The organism is Spongiivirga citrea (assembly GCF_010671565.1).
GTDB classification, from domain to species: Bacteria; Bacteroidota; Bacteroidia; order Flavobacteriales; family Flavobacteriaceae; genus Spongiivirga; species Spongiivirga citrea.
The window spans coordinates 91,171-113,725 of the sequence record NZ_JAABOQ010000005.1 but is presented as its reverse complement, the minus strand read 5'-3'; the positions used below and the strand labels follow the sequence as shown (position 1 = coordinate 113,725).

The following is a 22,555-nucleotide window of genomic DNA, read 5'->3' as shown; positions in this document are numbered from 1 at the left end:
GCAATTATCTCAAATTCAGATCAATTTACTAAGGACATGAGACAAAAGAATAACTGCCCCCCATCATTGCAATCAAGTTTTCAACCCCCGCCATTCCTGTGCCAATTGGCCCCAAACCAGTGTACAAGATTTCCTTATAAACATTACAAGCTAGTTCGGCTATGGCTTTTCGTATTTTATCATCCATACCTGAAGCATCCATAATGACAATAGCTTCTGAAGCAAAGGCGTATAATCGTACTAAGGTAAGACTGTAGGCAGAAACAATACCTAATGCCAGCCCACCTCCAGCAGCCATTATACCTAAGTTCATAGCTCCCAAAAGACGTTGATATTCTTTGACCACATCATCAATCCGTTTGAGTTGCTGTGCCACACTTTGACCTCCTCCTCCAGTAAGGTCGGGTAACATTCCATACAACTCTCCGTAATAATGATCAATACTCCAAAAAGCTAATTTTTCTGCCGAAGCGTCAAAAAAGTTAAGCTTTCCCCCTCTAAAAATATATTCATAAAAGTATCTGTAATTTTCACCTAAAAAGTCGGCGTTGTAAATTCCTTTAGGTAGGTTTTCACTAAAGGCAAGTTCCAAGTTTTGTAACTGATTATGTGTGTTTTCGGGGAAAACTGAAGCTTCTAGTAATGCCAGCTGAGCTGTTTTCTGAGCATTCGCTAAAAACCAGCCAGTACCACTTTTAGTCAAAGTACGGTATTGCGACGTTCGCAGGTAATCAAAAGAAATACGACTGTTTTTGGTAAAAAGCGCTGGCGTAATTGTCAATACTCCTATACGCAAGCCTTTGACATAAGTAGCACTATTGGTATTGACCGATTGTTGGATGGACTGCATCATACTCAAAAAGACGGAAGGATAGTCAAATCCACCTTTTTTGATAGCCTCCAGAGCAGCTTTGGTATCATTTTTAAGATAAGGTTCCATCCAAGAACGGGTACTTAGCAATGATTGCAGGTATTCGGAAAATCGGATAGAATCCGTTGCTCCAGCATGCTCAAATGCCATGGTCATGCTACCCATCATCGCTTCGTGTACGGCATTAGCCATTGCCACTGTCGGTCGTCTACTATGAACAATGCGGTCGTAACCTGCAATTAGCTTTCGCTGTTCATATTGCCCACTAACCTTTATATATAAGCTTAACCCCACTAAGCGCTTACCTACGGCAGCATCAATAGTTTCGGGAAAAGTGTAGATAGTATTTGCCTGATGTATTGTTTTATTTAGCGAGATAGTTACCTGATGTTGCCCTTCCTCTTCAAAAGCATTGTACTGAAACACATAGGGAGTTAATTCCATCTCACCTAAAAAAGTATTCACTTTGGCAATAGTAGCTTCAGTATCACTAGCAGGAATTTCGGTAAAATCTAGGTTTTTGCGCAAATACTTATAAAAAGTATCCGATTCATAAACATTAAGATAAATAATAGGTGGTCCAGCATCATAAAATGATTTAAACTTCGGGTCATAGGTATCACCGTTATGGGCATCAGTGGCGTATAGTACCAAATCATTATCAGTTTGTGAAGCGCGCAAAGCCGAAGTATATACATTTGAACCGACTTTCCATGTATCGACCTTGGCATGAGGATAATCTTGCAGAATACTCTCCTTCGTCTTTTTTACAAACTCATCCATTCCAGCTCCACGATAAGCAGATGGCATACTGCCCGATGTGTCGTAAACGATCAACACTTTTGGTGCAATTAAATTACGACGAAGGATTCCTCGAACTACTTGACCATTATCTTCTATTTTAAAATTGCTTGCAGTGAGACCCTCTACGACATTACCCTCAGCATTTACCGGTCTTAATTCCAGTTCTACCTGAGGAAATACCTTGGGTTTTACGGTAGCTGTCATTTTGGTTACATTATCTACCAAACCTGGCTTATTGTCTTGCGAATTCAATTCGGCGAACATTGTCGCTTGTTCAAAAACTTTTTCTCCCGAAAGTGTAATAGGTTCACCCAAAAAGGAACGTTCTTCTAGATAAGCAGCATCTTTACTCATATCTTGTAGGGCGATACTAGGCGTAAATGTATTGATGCTACCAATCGTCTGGGTGGCCATTTCTTCAAAAGTAAGGTTGTTTAGAAAATTCACTTTTAATTGGTTGCCTGCCAATTCTGAGGCCTTGTAAGTGGCAGTCAATAAGGTATCTTCTTCCCTCATATTGAACGAATTAGTTGCCTTCAAGCTAATCGTTACATCCATGTCCGGCTCATCAATTTCAGGAAGATCATAGACTTTGCCATATACATTTGTGGGATGCATCATTCCATACGCTACACTAGGATCAAATAAATGCAAATACAGCTCCTGTCCATTTTGTTTTAAGGCTACAGCTGGAACATTCCTATTTCCAAAATGGAATCTGATAGTTGAGTCTTCTTTGCGCTGTTTCGGGCTGACTTTTTCAAGCAAGCTAGTAGCCAATTGCTTGGCTTGCTCCACTACATCCGGCGTTTCGTTTACCATTCCATTACCATCTGGAAATTGAAGTGCCTTTTTCCATTTTTTGTATTGCCTTTTTGGAACGGGAGGCTCGAAAAGAGTTTGTGTTTCGCGAAATAGGATGTTTTTTACTTCGTCTTCGGAAAGTTCGATATGTTCATATACTAATCGTGCCTCAAACCCAGCGGTGACTAACATATCCCGGAGAATATTGGCCTTCTCTCGAGGTGTTGCCATGCCAGTTCTTAGAGCGCCCGAGGTTCCGTATTGAAATCCGTTTTTAATAGCTCTAAAATACTGATCATCGGAAGGCAATAAAATTAGTTCGTCACGAACAAAATTGAACATTGCTTGAGGATCTTTTTCTTGTACGAGCCTATCGCGTTTAGCTTGAAAATTGTCTGGGCTATACGAAAGCGCATACAGCATTTCCTCCCAGGTTTTAAAAGGCTGTACTCCCGACCCTTCAGGTATTTTAAATTTTGAGTTAGCGTCACAAGCTTGTAACAAAGGAAGCATATAAGCCCCTGCTCCTGCGAGCACTAATTGTTGAAAGAATAGTCTACGTGAAAGTTGGTTTTTCATAGGGCTCCCCTTTTTTAAAATGTTTAGGAAGGTTTGTTTGACCTTTTCCTTTTAGTGCTAACATTCTCTCAAAGGTTAACATTTGCATAGCAAAATCTTTTTATAGTATTCTATGTTACATTCAGGTTTTAGAACACAAATAGTAAGATATTTTTAACTATGGATTCAGGCTTAAATCGTTATCTTTAGAAAAGTAGTTAACCATTTAAGCTTTAAAGTATGTGCAGAATTTCATGTGGTTTCAATCGAAAAATTTCAAGAATATCGCAGTCGTTATTTTTAGTTTTGATTGTGTCAAGCCTTTCGTTATCAGCTCAACATCAAAATAATCGTTCGTTTGAAAAAGTAGTTTCTGGAGTCATTACCAATGATTCGCAACCACTATCTGGGGTTATAATTACCGATACAGAAGGGAAAAAGCAGGTGACATCGGAGAAAAATGGAAGTTATAAAATTGAAACAACTGTTGGTTCCACCATACGTTATCGATATAAAGGGTTGCAAACTGTTGATGTGATCGTAGAAGATGTCACTAATGAACTTAATCTTAAAATGAGAGCATCGATTAATCGTTTGGATGAAGTAGTAGTAACTTCTAGTAATGTTAGGTCAAAAATAAAAGGGGTTGATATCAAACCAAAAGTTATTGAAAATACTTTCGGGTCTCTTAATCTTCGGGCAGCAGGATATCCTATTAGTGTTGTAGATGGACGTAATTTAAATGAAATATATGTAGGGCAAAATAATTTGAGTACGGCCTTGTTTGGTAAGTTTATACAATTTAGGAACCCTCAAGCTATTAATATTAGGCCAAACATTTTGTGGGATGTTGATGGAATGCTTTCTTTTAGAGAACCCACAAATATTAATTTTCAGGACATTGAATACGTTGCCCAAATTAGATCACTTGCGGGGCTAGTTCGTTATGGTACTTTTGGCAATGGGGGAGTCATTGTTGTTAGAACTAAAAAAGGCCTGCAATCAAATGCAATCAATTCAAAATTCTTTAATGACAAGTTTTATCAGGGAGATGCAAGACCAAAAGATGCGATATCTTCAACCTTAACTTATATAAATGCCATTAAAAAATGTAGTTCGGTTAAGTCTCTTAACGATTACCTTGATCAAGAAGGAGTCAGAGATAAAAGAGACCCATGGCTTTACCTATCTGCCGCGAATCATGCAAATAAGGTTTTAAAGGATATCAGCACGATGCTTAATTGTCTGGATAGAGCGGAGATGTTAGCAGATAAAAACCCCGAGGTTTTAAAGGCGATAGCATATCAGTATCAGCAAAAAAAAATGAATGCAAAGGCTATTCAGCTCTTTAATAATGTGGCCTATTTACGACCAAACTACGCACAATCGTATCGTGATTTGGCAAATGCGTATGCTGATCATCAGCAATATTTAATGGCGTGGCGCACCTATATGAGCTATTTATATCATGGAAATACCCTGGGTGATAACGGAATTGGTAAAATCATGTATCGTGAGATGCAAGCACTACGTTTTTTACATAATGATAAAATTAGGTCAAAAGAAAAATTTACAATGCCTAAAAATTTAGATAATATTTCTAACGATGTAAGATTTGTCTTTGAGTGGAGTTCTGGTGAAGCTGAATTTGACCTTGAATTTGTTTCTGATGACAACAGAAGCTATGCTTGGAAACACGACTTTTTAAGAAATAAGGAACGGATTGTTAATGAGAAGAAAATTGGCTATTCTAGCCAAGAATTTGTTATTGATAAATTGAATTTCGATGAAAACTGGCTGGTGAACCTTACGTATTACGGTAATAAAACGGACAAACCATGCCTGTTAAAAATGTCCGTTTTTCATAATTGGGGAACAACAGGTCAAAAAGAAAAGATTTACACTTATTTATTGGATAAACAAGATGTAAAAGTGAATCTTTTAGGATTTAAACAAATCTCTAAAGAAGGGCTTCCTCAGCAACTTGAGACGCTGGTTTCTTCGAAACATAATCCTTAGGCAAATACTTCAATAAACTTTTTCGAAATAAACCATAGTCTACAGTAATTGTATGTCGTGGTGTTTTGATTTGTTTATAGTGTGGATGTGTAACCTCGCGTTCACACAACTGCTTGATGTTTTTCGGGCGCTGCCATTTTCCCGTAAGTTCAAGCGCCATAATTTTACTTTGTAATTCCGATCCAGGCCAGATACAACCCAATGGCTGGAACATACCTACGAAATAAAGATTTTGATATTCTGGATGAAACATTTTTAAATACAAGGGCACATCACCTTCACTATAATCCAAAAAATCTTTATCAAAAAAAGGGTGCGTTAAAATAAATCCCGTACAAGCGATTACAGCATCGAATTCTTCACTGCTATCATCTTTAAAATAAACCGTCTTTCCATCAAAACGATCAACATCTACTTTAGGGTGTACTTTACCATGACGTAGTTTGTATAGCAGTTCGTCATTAACTGTAGGGTGGGTTTCTCCTATTTTAGTATCGGGTTCTTGTAAGCCATACAACTCATTTTTCCCTAGTAGAATTCGCATCATAATCCCATTTAAAACCTGTCGTATTCTAATGGGAATCCAATTCGATCTTTTTGCAAAAACATCCGAAGGTACCCCGAAGACAAATTTTGGTATAATGCGATAGCCTCTTCTCCAGGAAATAGATGTTTTCTTACTTACTCGACTAGTTTCAACAGCTACATCACAAGCGGAATTTCCACCACCAATAACCAGCACTTTTTTATCTTTAAAGGGCTCTGCTTTTTTAAATTGATGAGAATGCAAATATTCTCCAGTGAATTTTCCAGAATACTCAGGCCATCTCGGCAGCCAATGATGACCGTTGCAAACAACAAGATCTGTAAATGATTCTGTTTTGGGAACTCCATTTTTCTCGGTAGTCACTTCCCATTCTTGATTGCTTATTCTGTTGCAATGCACGACTAAAGTTTCAAACTCGATATACTGGTAAAGCGCAAAATGCTTTGCATATGCCTGAAAATATCTACGCAGCTCATCATGGGATGGATAGTCGGCTACTGTTTTATCAAAATCGTCAAAAGTAAAATCATCGTATTGTGATAAGGTTTTTGAACTTATTATATGTGTTGTTTCAAAAACACTACTGTGGCTTTCTTTTTCAGAAAATATCCAATTACCTCCCACTTGATTATTCCGATCATAACAAACAACTTCAATCCCTTCGTCGAGAAGGTTTTTAACTGCCGTAATGCCCGAAGGACCAGCGCCTATTACACAGACTCTTTTATGCATTATCAACTTTTATTAGGGGTAAATTTAGAGAGAATATCAGCAATATTGGTAACCAAAATATCTGCATTCTCTTTATTAAAATACAATGGGGGTTTTATTTTTATTACATTGTCATAGGGACCATCTGTACTTACTAAAATATGTCGATTCCTTAATTCGTTCTTTATGATAGAGGCCAGTTTTGTATTCGGTTTTTTCTTCTTGGTAATTAAATCGATTCCTAAGAATAATCCGCTACCTCGTACATCACCAATTTCTGGGACTTCTTTTTTAAGTGCTTTTAGTTTTCGCTTAAGATGATTTCCAACCTTTTTTGCATGCTGCTGCAGCTTTTCAGCTTCAATGACATCTAGCACAGCCTCTCCTATTGCACATGATACTGGATTCCCGCCAAAAGAGCTAAAAAACTCCATTCCGTTCTCAAAAGATTTTGCGATTTTGTTAGTCGTTACAACAGCCGCGAGCGGATGCCCATTACCAATGGGTTTTCCTAAGACAACAATATCTGGGACTACATCATGCATTTCAAATCCCCAAAAATGGTTTCCTAACCTCCCAAATCCGACTTGCACCTCATCGCTAATACAAAGTCCACCTTGCTTTCTTATTTCTAGATACATTTTTTTTAAATACCCTTTAGCCAAAGGTATTTGTCCGCCACAACCTACAATAGGCTCCGCAATAAAGGCTGCAATTTCTCCTTTGCTTTTTGATAGTAATTTTATAGCATCCTCTGCATATTTTTTTCCAGTTTTTTGAGTATTTCCGGTGTACTTTCCATTAAAAGTATCTGGCAACCTCACTTGAATAATATGATCTTTTTGTCCAGCCCCTCCCTTATTAGCATATTTATAATGACTAATATCAATTCCGTTTCTCGTATTCCCATGGTAGCCGTGCTCGATCACAGCAATTTTTCTTTTTTTGGTATGTACTAAAGCAAGTCGAGTAGCAAGGTCGGTTGCCGCACTGCCAGAATTTACAAAAAATATTTTGGTAAATACTTTGGGAAACTTACCGAGCAATTTTTCAGAATAGCTGTTTAATTGCGAATATAAATACCTAGTATTAGTATTTAATGTTGCCATCGTTTGCTGACCTGCTACCACTACTTTCGGGTGGCAATGACCTACAATCATAATATTATTGTAGGCATCGAGAAAAGTGTTTCCCTGAGCATCATACATATACTGCAAGGCAGACTGAGTCATTTCTATTGGCCTTTTATAACTCAACGAAAGTGCTTTACTCGTGTACTTCTTTCGCTCTTTAAGGCTATAGCTTGTACTCTTTTTTAAAACAGATGAAAATCCAGCTGCTTTTCTAAAAGTGTCTTTTGCCTTTAGAGGGTTAATAGCTATCCATTGATGCAATAATTGCCATGCAGGTTTTTCAGTTATTGTGATATAATCCGAATTAGGGTTTCCTTTTTTGTGAAAAGCGGAATTGCACAAACTCGTACATAAACGCGCTGCTACTAAATAATACAACACATTTAGCTCTTCTTCAAGAAGTGCAAATTGTTGATGAAATCCTCTTATGATCGGAATTGCGGACTTAAGAGGATTTTTTTTATCCAAAAGACCATAGGTAATGGCTATAGCAAGATCGTTAATGATTGGCGAATAACACATATCGCCAAAATCAATAATACCCGATACCTTGCCCTTTTTAGTGAGCACATTCCAGTTGTTTGCATCACTGTGAATAATACTTTTTCTAAGTGAATGTATTATGGGACTAACATGTAGTTCATGTTGCATAAAAAAATACTCCACCAAAGTTCGATCCTGAGCATTTTCAATATGCGGAATTAGTCGTTTATTAAGATAGAAATGCCGCAGATCCCACTCAGTAACTTTTGCGGCGATATCCGAATCCTTAAGCCCTAAAAGTTCCTTATTCATTATCCCTAGAAAAGCACCGAAAGATTCTAGCAATCTATCAGTATGTTTTACATCAGCTAAAAAAGCACCTTTAATAAAAGTGAGTAGTCGGTAAATATGTTTTGCGTCAATAACAACTAATTCACCAGCTGTTGATTTAATGGTCTTTGGGAATTCAAATGGATGGAGATTTTCTAGTACACGAAGTACTGCGCTCTCGGAATGAATTAGGTTTACATTTTCATCCGTTTTTGGATATTGCTTAAGAACATAGGTATCACTTCCTGAATCAACTTTATAATTAATACTTCCGTAACCTTCTAACCTTTTAAGTTTAGCTTCTCCTATCCCGTAATATCGGTAAAGTACCTCTTTGTATTTTTTCATGACATATTGCTAAAAAAATACTCGAACAAAAGGAGCATAGGGCTCAGCATAAATACTATCATTTTCGTCATATAACACATCATAACGAATACCTACAGTTACATTTCCTGTATTGTAACCAAGTCCTAAATACAATGCTGGGTACCAATAATTTTCATCGATAAAATCGGATTCAAAATTCCGATCCACATTTAAAATCTCAAACTCCGCAGAAGTTTGTATTTCTGGGATGGGGCTGTAAAAATTTAAAATACTCGCACCTAGCACTGTTGAACTAAAGTCATTTCTTGATTTCACATAGGAACCAGAAAGCCCTAAACCAGTAGCAAATTGGGGACTAAATTGATAAATAGCAGAAGGCGCTAGTGATCCGCTAAAAAAACCATCTCCAAAACTAAGTCCCACACCCCCACCAAAACGTACATTTTCCCAAAAATTGGACTGTGTTTTGTTAGCGCTTACTTGCGCAAACGACAAATGTGCAAAACAAAGGGACATTATTAAAGAAAATGCTATTTTTTGAAAATTATAAGTCCTTTTTTTCATTAGTCTTTAATTTAGTGCAACGCACAGCTAAAATACAAAAACGGGTATTCTATGTATTTCAAATATTGTATTTTTGTTGTTCACGTTTACGACGCATTTGCGAAACGAATAATACATGGATAAATATTCCTTTTTAAACGCCGCACACACTGCTTATTTTGCGGAATTATACGATCAATACTTAGTTAATCCCGATGCTGTTGAACCAAGTTGGAGAGCCTTTTTTCAGGGCTTTGATTTTGGCTCAGAAACAGCTTCAGAAAATGGCCTGGCTTTTTCATCCAACAGCGAAGAAACAGGTGTTTTATCTGAGTCAGTTCGAAAAGAGTTTCAGGTTGTACAGTTAATAGACGGTTACCGTTCTCGTGGACATCTATTTACTAAAACAAATCCGGTACGAGAACGTCGTAAATACGAACCCACATTAGAACTTTCTAATTTTGGGTTGAGCGATGCAGATCTAGACAAAGCCTTTTCTGCTGGTGAAATTTTAGGAATTGGAAAAAGTACTTTAAGAGAGATTGTAAAACATCTTGAAGATATTTATTGCGACGCAATCGGTGTAGAGTATATGTATATACGCAAACCTGAACGTGTTAAATGGATTCAGGATTGGTTGAATGTAAATGACAATCATCCCAAATTTTCTGCTGATCAGAAAAAACACATTCTAAAAAAATTAAACGAAGCTGTTTCTTTTGAGAGCTTTCTACATACCAAATATGTTGGACAGAAGCGTTTCTCATTAGAAGGAAACGAATCACTTATCCCAGCATTAGACGCTGTGGTGGAACGAGCAGCTGATCTTGGCGTGAAAGAGTTTGTAATGGGAATGGCACACCGCGGTCGTTTAAATACGCTGACAAATATCTTCGGAAAATCGCCTAAAAATATATTTAGTGAGTTTGATGGCAAAGATTATGAAGAAGCCATTTTTGATGGAGATGTAAAATACCATTTGGGCTGGACTTCTAAAAGGGAAACCGACTCGGGGAAACAAATCAATATGAACATTGCTCCTAACCCATCTCACCTTGAGACTGTAGGTGCTGTGGTTCAGGGTATTACCAGAGCAAAACAAGATAAGTATTACCAGGACGATTTTTCTAAAGTACTACCAATTGTTGTACATGGTGATGCCGCAATTGCCGGACAAGGTTTAGTGTACGAAGTTGTGCAAATGGCACAGCTTGATGGTTACAAAACCGGCGGAACCATTCATATTGTAGTAAACAATCAAATCGGATTTACCACTAATTACTTAGACGCCAGATCGAGTACCTATTGTACTGATGCGGCCAAAGTAACCCTATCTCCAGTATTACATGTAAATGCTGATGATGTTGAGGCCGTGGTACACGCATCGTTGTTTGCATTAGATTATAGAATGACCTTTGGGCGCGATGTTTTTATTGATCTATTGGGGTATAGAAAATACGGGCATAATGAAGGTGATGAACCTCGTTTTACACAACCAAAATTATATAAGGCGATTGCCAAACATTCCAATCCGCGTGATATATATGCTGATAAATTAAAAGTGGCTGGTATTGTTGAAGATGGACATGTAAAACAACTTGAAAAAGACTATAAAGCATCCCTTGAAGAAGATTTAGAGGATTCTCGTAAAATTGAAAAAACGGTCATTACACCGTTTATGCAAGATGAATGGGAAGGCTTTACACGTGTTGATGAAAAGGTTATGCATGATGTGGTTGACACTAGCTACCCCAAAGATAAACTAACTCAGATTGCCAAAGTAGTTACCAAACTTCCGGAAGACAAAAAATTCCTTCGTAAAATAGAACGATTGATCGGTGCTCGACAAAAAATGTTTTTTGAAAGCGACGCATTAGATTGGGCAATGGCAGAAACACTTGCATATGGCAGCTTGATTGAAGAAGGTTTTGATGTACGCATGTCTGGACAAGATGTAGAGCGAGGTACTTTTTCGCATCGTCATGCTGTTGTTAAGGTAGAAGATTCTGAGGAAGAAGTGTTGTTATTAAACAAGCTTGGCGAGCATCAAAATGGAAATTTTTACATATACAATTCACTATTATCAGAATATGGTGTTGTTGGTTTCGACTATGGCTATGCCATGGCAAGCCCAAAAAGCCTGACTATCTGGGAAGCACAATTTGGAGATTTCAGTAATGGAGCTCAAATTATGATCGATCAGTATATTTCATCTGCCGAAGATAAATGGAAGCTACAGAATGGTCTGGTAATGCTGCTACCTCATGGTTATGAAGGACAAGGAGCAGAACATTCTAGTGGCCGCATGGAACGTTATTTACAGATGTGTGCAAAGGACAACATGTTCATTGCGGACTGTACTACCCCTGCAAATATGTTTCATTTACTACGCCGACAAATGAAAGCGCATTACCGTAAACCTTTAATTGTTTTCACACCCAAAAGCTTATTACGTCACCCAAAAGTTGTTTCTAGTGTTGACGAATTTGCCAATGGACGTTTTCATGAATTAATTGATGATGAAACAGCAGATGCTAAAAAGGTAAAAACAGTTGTATTTGTGACTGGTAAATTTTACTACGATTTGTTGCAGCGCAAAGAAGAAGAGAAGCGGAATGATGTCGCATTGGTGCGAATAGAACAATTATTCCCATTGCCAGCAGATGAAATGCGCAAGACCATTAAAAAGTACAGCAAGGCCGATGATATTGTCTGGGCACAAGAAGAACCTAGAAATATGGGAGCATACTCACATATGTTAATGCATTTTGATGAAGCAAAACAATTTAGATTTGCCTCAAGAAGAGCTTACGGTGCACCAGCAGCGGGTAGTGCAACACGATCAGCAAGACGTCATAAGGAAGTTATTGATTACGTATTTGACAAAACAAAAAACAACCAGCGTTAAGAAGCCGATGAAAAAGGTAATTACCATCCTAATTTATTTGCTATTTGCAACAGGTTTTTCGCAAGAACGCGAAGACCATGCTTTAATGGCAAATAAGTTTATGTCATTATATAATGCTGATGATTACGAAGGTATTTTCAATACGTTTGATGATAATATGAAAAACGCATTACCAAAAGAAAAGGCAATTGCATTTTTCAAAGGGAATGTGAGTCCGCTAGGCAAACTAAAGTCGATGGAGTTTACGGGTATTGAACAAGGTACTCATTTATATAAATCAACTTTTGATCAAACTGTTTTTGATATTCTATTGTCAGTAAATGATAGTAATCAAATGAATGGGCTTTTGATTAAACCACACAAGCCTAAAAACTTACCCACTTTAGATCGCAATACCACTAAAATGATTCTTCCATTTAAGGAAAAGTGGTTTGTTTTTTGGGGAGGTACTACAGTAGAACAGAACTATCATATGGCACAGGAAGTACAACAATATGCCTATGATCTAATGATGGCCGAAAATGGAAGTTCGCATAAAGGAGATCCTAAAAAAAATGAGAGCTACTTTGTTTTCGGAAAAGACATAATTGCTCCATGCGATGGTAAAATTGTGAAAGTAGTAAAAGGTGTTCATGATAACATTCCAGGGGAAATGAACCCGAAAGATTTAACAGGAAACACGTTGGTTTTAGAAACTGACAAAAAAGAATATGTGTTGTTTGCCCATCTTAAGCAAAATTCGATTCTTGTAAAAGAAGGAGAAATGGTCAAACAAGGACAAACCATAGCGCAATGTGGCAATTCAGGCAATTCTACTGAAGCTCACTTGCATTTACAGCTTCAAAACGTGCCTGACTTTTTTCAAGCTACAGGAGCAAAATTATTTTTTGATGAGATTATGGTAAATGGTCAGATCAAAAAAGATTACATACCAGTTAAAGAAGATTTTATTCAGAATATAAAGAAATAAACAAATGATCCTAGAAATGAAAGTCCCTTCACCGGGAGAATCAATTACCGAAGTAGAAATCGCAGAATGGTTGGTTGCCGATGGAGATTATGTTGAAAAAGACCAAGCAATAGCAGAGGTCGATTCAGATAAAGCTACGCTTGAACTTCCTGCTGAGGCAAGCGGAACAATTACCTTAAAAGCCGAGGAAGGTGATGCCGTAGCGGTAGGACAAGTCGTTTGTTTAATTGACACTAGCGCTGCAAAGCCGGACGGTGATGCTGCACCGGCAAAAGAAGAAAAGAAAGCAGAAGCTCCAAAAAAGGAAGCACCTAAACCAGCTGCGACAAAAGATACCTATGCAACAGGAACTGCTTCACCAGCCGCTAAAAAAGTACTTGCTGAAAAAGGAATTGAAGCAAAAGATGTAAAAGGTACTGGACGTGATGGCCGTATTACTAAAGACGACGCTAAAAAAGCAATGCCTTCTATGGGTACTCCAGGTGCAGGTGCACGCAGTAGCGAACGTAAAAAATTATCAATGCTTCGTCGTAAAGTGGCTGAGCGCTTGGTTAGCGCAAAGAACGAAACTGCCATGCTTACTACCTTTAACGAGGTAGATATGAGTCCGATTTTTGCATTGAGAAAACAATATAAAGAGACTTTTAAAACTAAACATGGTGTAAGCCTTGGTTTTATGTCATTCTTTACCAAAGCTGTGACAAGAGCATTGCAATTATATCCTGATGTAAATAGTATGATTGACGGGGATTACCAGATCAAATACGATTTCTGTGATATTAGCGTAGCCGTTTCAGGACCAAAAGGATTAATGGTCCCTGTAATGCGTAATGCCGAAAATTTGAGTTTTAGAGGAGTAGAATCTGAAATCAAAAGATTAGCAATTCGTGCAAGAGATGGACAGATTACTGTTGACGAAATGACTGGTGGGACATTTACTATATCAAATGGTGGTGTATTTGGCTCAATGCTATCAACACCTATTATCAACCCGCCGCAATCAGGAATTTTAGGAATGCACAATATCGTAGAGCGACCAATTGCAAAAGATGGTCAGGTAGTAATAGCGCCTATTATGTTTGTAGCACTTAGTTATGACCACCGCATTATTGATGGGCGCGAATCAGTTGGATTCTTAGTTGCCGTTAAAGAAGCTTTAGAAAATCCAGTAGAATTATTGATGGATAATAATCCAGAGAAAGCATTGGAACTATAAGAAATTTCAATTTATAAAAACAAAAAACCTGGCCTTCAACTGCCAGGTTTTTTTGTGTAATAACCCCAAATCATCACACCTAAACAAATTATTAATTGCCCGTAGTTGTTTTATTATTGAGTGAGTAAAAACCAAATGTTATTCACTAATACAGCTGCCGACAATACGAGTATAGTTGCAGTTATGATCAATGTTCTTCTGGACTCTTCGGTTTGTACTCTCATGATTTCTAAGTTTTAGAAACCCTGATCCTCGCGAGGATGACCAGGGTTAGGTTAAACACTTTAGGCCCCCTTACCTGCCTAAATCATTTATACAAATATGCAATCATAGGAGCTTTTGCACAATACGTAGTACCACGTATTTTTCGAAATATTGAATTTTATTAATTGACTGTCAGACTATTATACAAATTTCAATCAACAAGTCTTTGGTCAAGTTTAGAGCATAAATAAAAGATGAACAATAGAAGACAATCTTGTATAAAGTCCTAATATGTTTAACTATTTATAAAAATGAAGCTTTATAGGTAAGTCACTTTAGATTAAAAACGTGCTATGTTCTTTTGCCCAGAGCAGTAAACTATTTGTCTTAGGTGTTAAGTCAAGTTTTGAAATGATATTACTACGATGTTTTTCTACCGTCCGCGCCGAGATAAAAAGTAACTCAGCAATCTCTTTGTTAGAATTATCTTCGGCAATAAGTTTAAGGATCTTTTTTTCGGAAGGTGTAAGCAGTTTGAGCTTCTCATCTGCCTGTTCATCGACATTTAGGCTTTGCGTAATATTTGGACTAAAATACGGCTTTCCTTCTATGACAGAATTTAGGCATACTTCGATTTCCTCAATGGCAAACTCTTTCAAAATATAACCGAAAATGTTGAGCTCTTTTGCCTGAAGATACAAGTCCTTTTCCCGGTGTAACGTTATCAATACTACTTTTGTTTCTATCTTATTCTTCTTGCAGGCTGCCGCGACTTCAATACCTGACATAATAGGCATTTGAATATCGAGTACCGCTATATCCGGTTTATCCTTTAAAATAGCATTATAGGCGGCGTTACCATCGGGATATTGCCCAACGATATTAAACCGTTTTTCTGATAAAAAATCATGCAAGCCTTTTAACAACAAAGGGTGGTCGTCAGCTATAATGATCGATGGTTTCATGCTGCAAGGGGTATGGTAAACGCTAAGGTAGTACCTTTATTTTTTTCTGAATCAATTTTCATACTACCATTTAACAATTTTGTACGCTCTTTTAAGGTTTTGAGACCTAGACTTTTAAAATCGTTATATCGCTCAGAAAAGTCAAAACCCTTCCCGTTGTCTTTTATAATGATTTGAACTTGCTTCGCTTCTTTAATAACTTCTACACGTGCAGCCTGAGCATTGGCATGCTTAATAATATTGTTTAAACTTTCTTGAACAATTCGAAAGATATTGACCTCTTGTTCTGATTCGAAAACATTTTGAATATTGTCAACTTCTGATGAAATAAAAATATCTGTACTTTCATCAAGTTGATTCACAACATTCTCAATAGCCTTTGTCAGGCCAAGTTCTTCTAACTGAAAAGGATGCAAAGCGCGAGATATGCTCCTTACTTCTTCAATGGCATCGTTGACAATACTTCCTGTTTCTTTATCATCATTTAAAATTACCTTGTTTTTAATAAGAAGTAAACTCTGCCCCAGACTATCGTGCAGATCTTTAGAGATTCGTTTTCGTTCTTCTTCTTGTGATTGCAACAATTGTTGACTAAACTCCTCTTGCTGTTGTTTCGTTTTTTTAAGATATGCTCTATTTCTTATTAAATAAACAATTAAAAATAGCAAACTAATACCAGCAATCGACAATACTAGGACGCGTTGTTTAGTACTGTTTTTTTGTTCTAAAAGCTCGACCTCCGATGTTTTTTTGATTAGTTCTTTTTCTTTACGCTCGGTTTCATACAGTGTTTGGTAAAATAGAAAGGTATTTGTTTTGTTCGCATTAAAAATGGAATCTCGCACAGTAGTACCGTCTTTATAATATGTATAGGCTGTGTTGTAATCTTTCTTCTCTTCGTACAATTCGCCTAATTGTCTTTTTGTTAAAGCGAGTACTTCTTTAGACTGCATTTTCTCTAATAACTCTTCACGCTTTTTGAAATAGCCTATTGCTTTATCAATATTACCAAAGCTTCGTTCAAAATATGCTTTTGCTGCAAAGTTGTGTTGACTTAAAGGAATTATGTTTTTGGTTTCTGGCTCTCGTTCTATCATACGATTAAGATGAATAGAAGCATTCTTTTTATCCTTCTTAGTTGAAAACCCCTTCACCAGATTTATACGGATATAATTGTCATACCAAATATCATCGTTTAATTTTTCGAGGTTGAAGGCTAGGGCCCGCTCTAAAACCTTTTGTTGCTCGTCTAACTTATTCTGTTTTCCTAAGTCTATCGCTTGATTAACTAAACTACCAACTGCAGTACCATAATCCTCAGCTTTAACCGCATTTTCAATGACTTCATTTTGAATTTTAGCAGCTTTTTCAGTAAATCCGTTTCTAGAATAAATAATACTGATGTTCTGTTGAATTCTAAAAAAGTAGGCAGTATCCTTTAACTGCTCGTAATATTGCCCCGCATTTTCGTAATCTTTGATAGCTTCAACATACTTACCTAAAATATCATTGCATTGACCTCTGTATAAATATGAATCCGCAACCTGTACTGAATCTTTACTAGATAGCTCCTGAATCGCTTTGGTATAAAGAGCTATCGCTTCTTCGTTATCAACATCTCTTGCATTCATTGCTTTGCGCAAATAGAATTTACCTATAACCGATGAATCTTTGGCTTTGCTTAAATGAGTCTCTAGTCGGTCGAAAAGCTTATCAGCTTCTTCTTTTTGATTTTGCTTATTACGAATTGTACCATACAAATGCGTACCGCGAGCGATCATACGATCATACAATTCTAATTTTTCGGTCAGATCTATAAACTGTTTAGAAAATGAAACATACTCATCGGTTTCATCTTCTTTTGTGAAATTGACCAAAGAATCTAGAGCCTCAAGCTTTTCTTGATCATTACTGGTAGTATTCAGTATTTTTTTATAATAATCAATATCAAATTTTTGCTGTGCGTTTAAGGTAAGGGAACATAAAACCAGCGTGATTATAGAAATTATTTTTTTCATAATCCGGTCTGTTAGTTAGGTGTGCAAAATACAAAATAAGGTATAAAAAAAACGCGACTGGTTAGGCCGCGTTCTTACACTATTCAAATAAGTTTTTACCCGAAAATGGTGTAAAGGTTAATTGCTACTCCTACAATCATAAGCGCAATGGCTACTATAGGATAGTAAATAAGATAATGATCTTGGTTGGTAATTTCGTTTAATTGTTTCATGCCCGCTTGTTTTAGATTAGATACTTAATTGCAAACCTGCATTTACCAATTACTAATCTCCATAACAAATTTATAATAAAGTACAGTTCTGGTCAACGGGGAAAACACCCTTTTTTAAGTCTACAACCTACGGTTGCAGTTGGCGGTTTTCAATTTTGATTGCCAAACAAAAAATCACATGTTTTTACAATTAAAAACTCGCACTAAAAACCTAGCTAAACAATTAGCTTTTGGGTGTTTGTAAAATAAAGATATAATCGTACATTTGCAGCCCGTAAATTGAACGTGGTTTCAGTACGGAAAATGGAATGTTTAATATGCTTGTAATAACAAGCAAAAAAATTATTAGTGTGAACACATTAAGTTACAAAACTGTTTCAGCTAATAAAGCAACTGTTAACAAAGAGTGGGTTGTGGTTGATGCTGAGGGGCAAACCCTTGGTCGTATGGCTTCTAAAGTAGCAAAACTACTTAGAGGAAAATACAAACCTAACTATACTCCGCATGTTGATTGTGGCGATAATGTTATCATTATCAATGCAGAAAAAATCAACTTAACAGGTAAAAAGTGGGAAGAAAAACAATACATCCGCCACACAGGTTATCCTGGTGGGCAACGTTCGTTAACAGCGAATGAGGTGTTTGCAAAAAATCCTGCTAGCTTAGTTGAAAAGTCTGTTAAAGGAATGCTACCTAAAAACAAATTAGGTGCTGCTTTATTCAGAAACCTGACGGTATTTGTTGGACCAGAACACAACAAAGAGGCTCAAAAGCCTAAAACGATTAATTTAAACGATTTAAAGTAATGCAAGTAATTCACAAAATCGGCCGTAGAAAAACGGCAGTTGCCCGTGTGTATGTTTCTGAAGGAAAAGGGAATATCACGGTTAACAATCGTGAGCTGAATGACTACTTTACCACAGCTACTTTACAGTACAAAGTACAACAGCCTTTTGCCTTGACCGGTAACGAAGGTAACTTTGACGTTAAAGTAAATGTGTACGGTGGTGGTATTACTGGTCAAGCTGAGGCTGTTCGTCTTGCTCTTTCTCGCGCAATGTGTGAAGTGAATGAGGAAAACAGAACCGAGCTTAAACCAGAAGGACTACTTACTCGTGACGCACGAATGGTAGAACGTAAGAAATTCGGTCAGAAGAAAGCGCGTAAGAAATTCCAGTTCTCTAAGCGTTAATTGTCTATTGGACTCATCTCCAATATTCGTTCATTTAATTTTTGAAATAAGTTGTCGTTAACTACCTATTAATCTTGTATTAAAGGGAGTAGTTTAGCATCTAAACCAAGTCGTAAAAACGAAAGGTTGCTAATTTGACGGAACGTAAACTATTACAAATGGCAAAACAAATAGAAGTAAAAAACTTACTTGAGGCAGGTGTACACTTTGGTCACCTGACCCGTAAATGGGATCCGAACATGGCACCATATATTTATATGGAGCGTAATGGGATTCACATTATCAATCTTTACAAAACTGCTGCTAAGATTGAAGAAGCTAATGAAGCTTTAAAAAAGATTGCAGCATCTGGTAGAAAAATCCTTTTCGTAGCTACCAAAAAACAAGCAAAAGACATCGTTGCTGAAAAAGCAGCAAATGTAAACATGCCTTACATTACTGAGAGATGGCCAGGTGGAATGCTAACTAACTTTGTAACGATCAGAAAAGCTGTTAAGAAAATGGCATCTATCGATCGTATGAAGAAAGATGGTACGTTCATGACCCTTTCTAAGAAAGAGCGTTTACAAGTAGATCGTCTTCGTGCTAAATTAGAAAAGAACTTAGGTTCTATTTCTGACATGACTCGTCTTCCAGGAGCGTTGTTCGTTGTAGATATTAAGCGTGAGCACATCGCAATTAAAGAAGCACAGAAATTAAACATTCCAATTTTTGCAATGGTCGATACCAATTCTGACCCACGCGAAGTAAATTATGTGATTCCTGCTAACGATGATGCATCTAAGTCTATTGAGAATATCTTAGGACATGTTACTGAAGCGGTTGCTGAAGGTTTGGCTGACAGAAAAGCTGATAAAGATGCTAAGAAGGAAGAGGTAGCTAAAAAAGAAGAAGCTCCAAAGGCAGAAGCTGTTGCTGAAGAAACTACTCCGGAAGTAGCGAAAGAGGCAAAAGCAGAAGCTGCTCCTAAGGCAGAAAAGGCTCCTAAAGCTGAAGCAAAAACAGAAAAGCCAGCAAAAAAGGCTCCTGCTAAAAAAGCGAAGGCTAAGAAAGAGGAAGAAGAAAAAGCCGCCGAATAATTTCATTTAAAAACAATATTTAGATAATGGCCGCTCTTTAATTTTAGCGGCCATTATTTACATAATTTAAATACTTACAGAAATGGTAAAAGTTACCGCCGCAGAGGTAAATAAATTAAGAAAAGCCACTGGTGCTGGTATGATGGATTGTAAAAAAGCCTTAGTTGAAGCTGAAGGTGATTTTGACAAAGCAATCGAAGTACTGCGCAAAAAAGGACAAAAAGTTGCTGCAAAGCGTGCTGACAGAGATTCTTCTGAAGGTGTTGCTGTAGCTAGAGTTAATGATGATAAAACACAGGCTGTCGTATTTTCATTAAACTGTGAAACTGATTTCGTTGCAAAAAATGACGATTTTGTCGCTTTAGCTGATCAACTTGCTGATATAGCAATGACTGTTGATTCTAAAGATGCATTTTTAGCAGCCGATTTTAACGGTATGACCGTTGCCGATAAGCTTACTGAGCAAACTGGTGTAATTGGTGAAAAAATCGAGATCGGTGGTTTCGAAAAGTTAAGTGCTGATTTTATCGGTTCATATGTTCATGGTAAAAAAATCGCTGCAGTTGTAGGTTTGTCTGACAAAGCTGACAAAGCTGAGCAGTTGACTAAAGAATTAGCAATGCAAGTAGCTTCTATGGGAGCCACTTCATTATCATACAAAGGGTTCGATCCTGCTTATGTAGCTGCTGAAACTGAAGCAAGAATTGCTGAAATCTCTAAGGAGAATGAAGAATTAGCTCGTTTAGGAAAGACATTGAAAAATGTACCACAATACATTTCAATGCTACAATTAACTCCTGAAGTTATGGCTAAAGCAGAGGCTGATGCAAAAGAGCAATTAAAAGCTGAAGGCAAGCCAGAGCAAATTTGGGATAGAATTCTTCCTGGTAAGATGGAGCGTTTTGTTTCTGACAATACGACTTTAGATCAAGAGCAGTGTCTTTTAGATCAAAAATTCATCATGGATGAGAAGAAGACGGTAGAAGATTACGTAAAAACTTTTGGTGACGTTACTGTTGTCGATTTTAAAAGAGTTTCTTTAGTGTAAGTTTCACTTATTCTTTATAAATAATAAACCTGGTAAGTATTTTTTTAAATAGCTACCAGGTTTTTTTGTGTGAACTCATCGCCTACGAAGTTTCAAAAAACTTGAAAATTCCGTTTTATACTTCGCCAGCATATTAGTTATATTTGCAAAACTTCTACAACAAAAAATGCAATACAAAAGAATTTTACTTAAGCTCTCAGGCGAAGCACTTATGGGGGATCGTCAGTATGGTATCGATCCCAAACGCCTTTCAGAATATGCACAAGAAATAAAACAGGCTGTTGACAAAGGCGTGCAAGTCGCTATTGTTATTGGTGGCGGAAACATCTTTAGAGGAGTCGCAGGAGCAAGTGCCGGTATGGACCGTGTTCAAGGTGATCATATGGGAATGCTCGCAACGGTAATTAATGCATTAGCATTGCAAAGCGCTTTAGATAATGCCGGAGTACAAACAAGAGTACAATCTGCCATTAAAATAAATGAAGTTGCCGAGCCTTTTATAAGAAGAAGAGCCCTACGCCATTTGGAAAAAGGAAGGGTTGTTATTTTTGGTGGAGGAACGGGGAATCCTTATTTCACTACCGATTCTGCTGCAGCCCTACGCGCAATAGAAATTGAGGCCGATGTAATCTTAAAAGGAACACGTGTCGATGGTATTTATACATCCGACCCTGAAAAGAATAAAGACGCAACCAAATTCGATGCTATTTCTTTTGAAGATGTGCTGAAAAAAGGCCTAAAAGTTATGGATACTACTGCATTTACCTTGAGTCAGGAAAACGAATTACCCATTATTGTTTTCGATATGAATAAGAAAGGAAACCTATTAAAAATCGTTTCTGGAGAAAATGTTGGAACCAAAGTAAACCTATAACCTCATTTGTGGCTTAATATTTGAAATGCTATTTTTACAATAAAGCAATTGTATTATGAACGATGAAATTCAATTTATATTAGATGCTACCAATGAGTCAATGGAAGCTGCTATAGCTCATTTGGTCAAGCAATTAGCTAATATTCGTGCTGGCAAAGCCAGTCCTTCTATGTTAGGCAGTGTGATGGTTGATTATTATGGTACGCAAACCCCACTAACTCAAGTGGCAAATGTTAATACCCTAGATGGTCGTACTATTACGGTTCAACCTTGGGAAAAATCGATGTTACAGGAAATTGAGCGTGGAATCATGATGGCAAACTTAGGTTTTAATCCCATGAATAATGGAGAAACTGTTATTATCAATGTTCCGCCATTAACAGAAGAGCGCCGTAGAGACCTTGCAAAACAGGCCAAAGCCGAAACGGAAGATGCAAAAGTAGGCGTGCGAAATGCCCGTAAAGACGCAAACAACGATATTAAAAAAATAGAAGACGCATCAGAAGATGTAAAGAAAAATGCTGAGATCGATGTGCAAAATTTAACTGATAAACATATTAAGCATATAGATGATATTTTTGATTCTAAGGAAAAAGAGATTATGACTGTATAGTTTAGTTTTTAGTAGACAGTAACAAGTTTAAAGCATCTACCTTATTCGGAAAGATGCTTTTTTATTTTATCCAGTTTGATAAGCTATTTTCTATTTTCCTTAAATCCAGAATCGCACTTCATA

At 37.1% G+C, this 22,555-nt stretch carries 16 protein-coding genes; 10 read left to right on the top strand and 6 right to left on the bottom strand.

The genetic code is table 11. From position 1 onward, the window contains the following. Positions 1-28: 28 nt before the first annotated feature. Positions 29-3,058 carry a hypothetical protein gene (locus GWK10_RS12430; protein ID WP_164032708.1) on the bottom strand — a complete coding sequence of 1,010 codons (3,030 nt, stop codon included), beginning with the start codon at positions 3,056-3,058 and terminating at the stop codon, positions 29-31. A gap of 219 nt (positions 3,059-3,277) precedes the next feature. Between GWK10_RS12430 and GWK10_RS12425 the strand changes: the two genes are divergently transcribed. Continuing rightward, the gene (locus tag GWK10_RS12425; RefSeq protein ID WP_164032707.1) at positions 3,278-5,056 is read left to right on the top strand and encodes a carboxypeptidase-like regulatory domain-containing protein; all 1,779 of its coding nucleotides are present in this window, start codon (positions 3,278-3,280) and stop codon (positions 5,054-5,056) included. On the opposite strand, the gene GWK10_RS12420 is transcribed toward GWK10_RS12425, so the two are convergent. The 3 genes from GWK10_RS12420 to GWK10_RS12410 are packed head-to-tail and all read right to left on the bottom strand — an operon-like array spanning position 4,998 to position 9,154. Next, positions 4,998-6,335, bottom strand: coding sequence for a flavin-containing monooxygenase (locus GWK10_RS12420; protein WP_204263133.1), 1,338 nt, complete (start codon positions 6,333-6,335; stop codon positions 4,998-5,000). The genes GWK10_RS12425 and GWK10_RS12420 overlap by 59 nt on opposite strands. A 2-nt stretch (positions 6,336-6,337) precedes the next feature. Next, a complete protein-coding gene (locus tag GWK10_RS12415) occupies positions 6,338-8,608 on the bottom strand; it encodes an aminotransferase class III-fold pyridoxal phosphate-dependent enzyme (protein WP_164032706.1) in 2,271 nt (756 codons plus the stop codon). A gap of 9 nt (positions 8,609-8,617) precedes the next feature. After that, positions 8,618-9,154 (bottom strand): alpha-ketoglutarate decarboxylase, encoded by a 537-nt coding sequence (locus GWK10_RS12410; protein ID WP_239540756.1) that lies wholly within the window; start codon positions 9,152-9,154, stop codon positions 8,618-8,620. A gap of 115 nt (positions 9,155-9,269) precedes the next feature. Here GWK10_RS12410 and GWK10_RS12405 point away from each other — a divergent pair, with 115 nt between their 5' ends. The 3 genes from GWK10_RS12405 to odhB are packed head-to-tail and all read left to right on the top strand — an operon-like array spanning position 9,270 to position 14,227. Further along, positions 9,270-12,041, top strand: a complete 2,772-nt coding sequence (locus GWK10_RS12405) for a 2-oxoglutarate dehydrogenase E1 component (protein ID WP_164032705.1) — start codon at positions 9,270-9,272, stop codon at positions 12,039-12,041. Between the two features lie 7 nt (positions 12,042-12,048). Further along, positions 12,049-13,011, top strand: coding sequence for a peptidoglycan DD-metalloendopeptidase family protein (locus tag GWK10_RS12400; RefSeq protein ID WP_164032704.1), 963 nt, complete (start codon positions 12,049-12,051; stop codon positions 13,009-13,011). Between the two features lie 4 nt (positions 13,012-13,015). Further along, positions 13,016-14,227 (top strand): 2-oxoglutarate dehydrogenase complex dihydrolipoyllysine-residue succinyltransferase, encoded by a 1,212-nt coding sequence (gene odhB / locus GWK10_RS12395; protein WP_164032703.1) that lies wholly within the window; start codon positions 13,016-13,018, stop codon positions 14,225-14,227. 539 nt (positions 14,228-14,766) lie between these two features. Here the strand turns inward: odhB and GWK10_RS12390 are convergent. Together GWK10_RS12390 and GWK10_RS12385 are read right to left on the bottom strand one after the other, a co-directional pair. Continuing rightward, positions 14,767-15,396: a response regulator gene (locus GWK10_RS12390; protein WP_164032702.1), complete on the bottom strand. Its 630-nt coding sequence runs from the start codon at positions 15,394-15,396 to the stop codon at positions 14,767-14,769. Then, on the bottom strand, positions 15,393-17,414 hold the full coding sequence (locus GWK10_RS12385) for a tetratricopeptide repeat-containing sensor histidine kinase (protein ID WP_164032701.1): 2,022 nt from the start codon (positions 17,412-17,414) through the stop codon (positions 15,393-15,395). Before GWK10_RS12385 ends, GWK10_RS12390 begins: the two co-directional genes overlap by 4 nt. 562 nt (positions 17,415-17,976) lie before the next feature. On the opposite strand from GWK10_RS12385, the gene rplM reads away from it, so the two are divergent. From rplM to frr, 6 genes are all read left to right on the top strand, one after another. Beyond that, positions 17,977-18,432: a 50S ribosomal protein L13 gene (gene rplM, locus GWK10_RS12380; protein ID WP_164033129.1), complete on the top strand. Its 456-nt coding sequence runs from the start codon at positions 17,977-17,979 to the stop codon at positions 18,430-18,432. Continuing rightward, positions 18,432-18,818, top strand: a complete 387-nt coding sequence (gene rpsI / locus GWK10_RS12375; RefSeq protein ID WP_164032700.1) for a 30S ribosomal protein S9 — start codon at positions 18,432-18,434, stop codon at positions 18,816-18,818. Before rplM ends, rpsI begins: the two co-directional genes overlap by 1 nt. Positions 18,819-18,976: 158 nt before the next feature. Beyond that, positions 18,977-19,897 (top strand): 30S ribosomal protein S2, encoded by a 921-nt coding sequence (rpsB, locus tag GWK10_RS12370; protein WP_164032699.1) that lies wholly within the window; start codon positions 18,977-18,979, stop codon positions 19,895-19,897. Positions 19,898-19,979: 82 nt separating this feature from the next. Next, a complete protein-coding gene (tsf, locus tag GWK10_RS12365; RefSeq protein WP_164032698.1) occupies positions 19,980-20,945 on the top strand; it encodes a translation elongation factor Ts in 966 nt (321 codons plus the stop codon). A gap of 166 nt (positions 20,946-21,111) precedes the next feature. Beyond that, on the top strand, positions 21,112-21,819 hold the full coding sequence (gene pyrH, locus GWK10_RS12360) for a UMP kinase (RefSeq protein ID WP_164032697.1): 708 nt from the start codon (positions 21,112-21,114) through the stop codon (positions 21,817-21,819). Between the two features lie 55 nt (positions 21,820-21,874). Beyond that, on the top strand, positions 21,875-22,432 hold the full coding sequence (gene frr, locus GWK10_RS12355) for a ribosome recycling factor (RefSeq protein WP_164032696.1): 558 nt from the start codon (positions 21,875-21,877) through the stop codon (positions 22,430-22,432). Positions 22,433-22,555: the final 123 nt, after the last annotated feature.

Excerpts from the sequence above, each read along its gene's own strand:
- GWK10_RS12430 (WP_164032708.1), bottom strand. The coding sequence starts at position 3,058 with ATGAAAAACCAACTTTCACGTAGACTATTCTTTCAACAATTAGTGCTC.
- GWK10_RS12425 (WP_164032707.1), top strand. The coding sequence starts at position 3,278 with ATGTGCAGAATTTCATGTGGTTTCAATCGAAAAATTTCAAGAATATCG.
- GWK10_RS12420 (WP_204263133.1), bottom strand. The coding sequence starts at position 6,335 with ATGCATAAAAGAGTCTGTGTAATAGGCGCTGGTCCTTCGGGCATTACG.
- GWK10_RS12415 (WP_164032706.1), bottom strand. The coding sequence starts at position 8,608 with ATGAAAAAATACAAAGAGGTACTTTACCGATATTACGGGATAGGAGAA.
- GWK10_RS12410 (WP_239540756.1), bottom strand. The coding sequence starts at position 9,154 with ATGAAAAAAAGGACTTATAATTTTCAAAAAATAGCATTTTCTTTAATA.
- GWK10_RS12405 (WP_164032705.1), top strand. The coding sequence starts at position 9,270 with ATGGATAAATATTCCTTTTTAAACGCCGCACACACTGCTTATTTTGCG.
- GWK10_RS12400 (WP_164032704.1), top strand. The coding sequence starts at position 12,049 with ATGAAAAAGGTAATTACCATCCTAATTTATTTGCTATTTGCAACAGGT.
- odhB (WP_164032703.1), top strand. The coding sequence starts at position 13,016 with ATGATCCTAGAAATGAAAGTCCCTTCACCGGGAGAATCAATTACCGAA.
- GWK10_RS12390 (WP_164032702.1), bottom strand. The coding sequence starts at position 15,396 with ATGAAACCATCGATCATTATAGCTGACGACCACCCTTTGTTGTTAAAA.
- GWK10_RS12385 (WP_164032701.1), bottom strand. The coding sequence starts at position 17,414 with ATGAAAAAAATAATTTCTATAATCACGCTGGTTTTATGTTCCCTTACC.
- rpsI (WP_164032700.1), top strand. The coding sequence starts at position 18,432 with ATGCAAGTAATTCACAAAATCGGCCGTAGAAAAACGGCAGTTGCCCGT.
- rpsB (WP_164032699.1), top strand. The coding sequence starts at position 18,977 with ATGGCAAAACAAATAGAAGTAAAAAACTTACTTGAGGCAGGTGTACAC.
- tsf (WP_164032698.1), top strand. The coding sequence starts at position 19,980 with ATGGTAAAAGTTACCGCCGCAGAGGTAAATAAATTAAGAAAAGCCACT.
- pyrH (WP_164032697.1), top strand. The coding sequence starts at position 21,112 with ATGCAATACAAAAGAATTTTACTTAAGCTCTCAGGCGAAGCACTTATG.
- frr (WP_164032696.1), top strand. The coding sequence starts at position 21,875 with ATGAACGATGAAATTCAATTTATATTAGATGCTACCAATGAGTCAATG.